This window comes from Amycolatopsis sp. NPDC059027 (assembly GCF_042739735.1).
Taxonomy (GTDB): Bacteria; Actinomycetota; Actinomycetes; order Mycobacteriales; family Pseudonocardiaceae; genus Amycolatopsis.
This window is the reverse complement of record NZ_JBHYIK010000073.1, coordinates 1-2,833: the sequence shown is the minus strand read 5'-3', so window position 1 is coordinate 2,833 and position 2,833 is coordinate 1. Positions and strand designations below refer to the sequence as shown.

Genomic DNA, 2,833 nt, shown 5'->3' with positions numbered 1-2,833 from the left:
GTAGCCGCCGTGGCCGGTACCGAGCATCCGGGTGACTGCCACGACGAGCACGACCGGCACGCCCACGACCACACCGACGTCCTGTGCGCGCCCCCACGCGCCGACGACGGCGGCGCGCTGGCCGCCGTTCCCGCCGTGCTGCCGGCGGAAGCCGTGTTGCGCCCACCCCTTTCCCGGGTTTCCACCCGGCGGCGATGTCCACTCCGGAGCCGCCCCGGCCGGTCCCTGCTGCTCGACCTCTGTATCGCGCGGACCTGAGCGAGCCGCACCCGTTTCCCGCCCGCCCTTCCCCCACGTCCGCCGTGGGGTGGGCCGAGTCATGCCGGAAACGGGCTCCGCGACTCCCTGCCCTTCGTGCTCCGGCACGCGATACCGAGAAAGCCAACGCCATGAACAGCGTCATTTCCGCGCCCGTCGCGGCGCCGTCCTCCCCCGCGCGGCTGCTCACCAGCGCCGTCAGCTGCCACTCCCCCGCCACCGCCGTCGGCAACACCCCGGTGCTGTGGATCGGCGAACCCCTCGCCCCCGGCGGCCGCGGTTTCTGGGCGAAACTCGAAGGCCACAACCCCGGCGGCATGAAGGACCGTCCCGCACTGCACATGGTCCGGAAGGCCAGGGAGCGCGGCGATCTCGCTCCCGGCGCGCGCATCGTCGAATCCACCAGTGGCACGCTCGGGCTCGGCCTCGCGCTGGCGGGCATCGTGTACCGGCATCCGGTCACGCTGATCACCGACCCCGGGATGGAGCCGATCGTGCGGCGCTTGCTGGTCGCGCACGGCACCGAGGTCGACGTCGTCGCCGAACCCCACCAGACCGGTGGCTGGCAGCAGGCCCGCCGCGACCGGGTGCGGGAGGCGCTGGCCGCGCATCCCGGCTCGTGGAGCCCGGACCAGTACCACAATCCCGACAACGTCGAGGCCTACGCGTCGCTGGCGATGGAACTGCTGGCGCAGCTCGGCCGCGTCGACGTCCTCGTCTGCTCGGTCGGGACCGGCGGCCATTCCGCCGGAATCGTGCGGGTGCTCAAGGAGTTCAACCCGCACCTGCGGCTGGTCGGCGTCGACACGATCGGCTCGACGATCTTCGGCCAGCCCGCCCGCACACGCCTGATGCGGGGCCTGGGTTCGAGCATCTTCCCGCGCAACGTCGACTACTCCGCCTTTGACGAGGTCCACTGGGTCGCACCCGGCGAAGCCGTCGCGACGTGCCGCAGGCTCGCGGCCACGCATCACGCCACCGGCGGCTGGAGTGTCGGCTCCGTCGCGCTGGTCGCGGGCTGGCTGGCCCGGACCGAGGACCCGCACGTCCGGATCGCCGCCGTGTTCCCTGACGGCCCGCACCGCTACTTCGACACCGTCTACAACGACGCGTACTGCGCGACGCACGGCCTTCTCGACGTCGAACCCGCCGAGCATCCCGAAACGATCGAGCACTGCGACGAACGCGAAGTCACCCGGTGGACGCGCTGCGCCGACGTCACCGACCCGGCCGGGGCGGCCCGATGAAGCTGCTCACCGAATTCCGCTCGTTCGACCGCCCGAGCAGGCTGCTGATGGTCAACCAGTTCACCATCAACGTCGGCTTCTACATGCTCATGCCCTACCTCGCCGGGTATCTCGCGGGCCCGCTCGGCCTCGCGGGCTGGGCGATCGGGCTGGTGCTGGGGGTCCGCAACTTCTCACAGCAGGGCATGTTCCTGGTCGGCGGCACGCTGGCCGACCGGTTCGGCTACAAACCGCTGATCGTCGCGGGCTGTGTGCTGCGCACCGGCGGGTTCGCCCTGCTGGGCTTGGTGGACACGCTCCCGGCGCTGATCGTCGCGTCGGCCGCCACCGGGTTCGCCGGTGCGTTGTTCAACCCGGCCGTCCGCGCGTATCTCGCCGCCGACGCGGGTTCGCGCCGTGTCGAGGCCTTCGCGTTGTTCAACGTGTTCTACCAGGGCGGGATCCTGCTCGGCCCGCTCGTCGGCCTGGCGCTGACCGCGTTCGACTTCCGGCTGACCTGCCTCGCCGCGGCCGCCGTGTTCGCCGCGCTGACCGTCCTCCAGCTCCGCGCGCTACCCGCCCGCGCCACCCGTGACCCGGCCGAGGAACGCCGCTCGGTCCTGCACGACTGGCGGACCGTGCTGGCCAACCGCCCCTTCGTGGTCTTCGCGCTGGTGATGGTCGGCTCGAATGTCCTGACGTTCCAGGTCTACCTCGCGCTTCCCTTGCAGGCCAAGGCGATCGCGGGTTCGGGCACGGCTCTCGTGACCGCGCTGTTCGTGGTGTCCGGCGCGGTCGCGATCGCCGGGCAGCTGCGCGTCACCGCGTGGTTCCGGCGGCGCTGGGCACCCGGCCGCTGCCTGGTCATCGGCATGGCGCTGCTCGCGATCGCGTTCCTGCCCCCGCTGGTGGCCACCGACCGCACCGGCCCCGGTGGGCAGGCGGCCGCGTTGCTGCTGACCGCCGCGCTGCTCGCGCTCGGCACGGCGGCGATCTTCCCGTTCGAGATGGACACCATCGTCGGCCTCGCGGGAGAACGCCTGGTGGCCACGCACTACGGCTTCTACAACACGATCGTCGGCGTCGGCATCCTGCTCGGGAACCTGTTCACCGGCAGCGTTTTCGACCTCGCCCGCGCGGCAGGGTACCCATGGCTGCCGTGGGCCGGGCTCGTGTCACTCGGCGTGGTCTGCGGCGCGGGACTGTACACATTGGACCGTCGGCGCGTCCTGGCACCTGTTTCGTAGCCGGGGTCGGTCGCCTTCAGCGCCGTGAAGGACTCCTTACCGGCGCCCAGTGCCGGTACTGTCTCTTATAAATCACAGACGCTACCGACGCCACAGCCAGTG

At 71.3% G+C, this 2,833-nt stretch carries 3 protein-coding genes; all 3 read left to right on the top strand.

What is annotated here, in order from left to right; all coding sequences use genetic code 11:
* Positions 1–258: hypothetical protein (locus ACFWY9_RS36340; RefSeq protein WP_378341019.1), on the top strand; the 258-nt coding region annotated here is incomplete at its 5' end.
* A gap of 131 nt (positions 259–389) precedes the next feature.
* Entirely contained in the window at positions 390–1,505 is a 1,116-nt protein-coding gene (locus tag ACFWY9_RS36335; protein ID WP_378341018.1) for a PLP-dependent cysteine synthase family protein, read from the top strand.
* On the top strand, positions 1,502–2,731 hold the full coding sequence (locus ACFWY9_RS36330) for an MFS transporter (protein WP_378341017.1): 1,230 nt from the start codon (positions 1,502–1,504) through the stop codon (positions 2,729–2,731). Before ACFWY9_RS36335 ends, ACFWY9_RS36330 begins: the two co-directional genes overlap by 4 nt.
* Positions 2,732–2,833 lie beyond the last annotated feature (102 nt).

Coding starts and splice junctions, on each gene's coding strand:
- ACFWY9_RS36335 (WP_378341018.1), top strand. CDS start 390: ATGAACAGCGTCATTTCCGCGCCCGTCGCGGCGCCGTCCTCCCCCGCG.
- ACFWY9_RS36330 (WP_378341017.1), top strand. CDS start 1,502: ATGAAGCTGCTCACCGAATTCCGCTCGTTCGACCGCCCGAGCAGGCTG.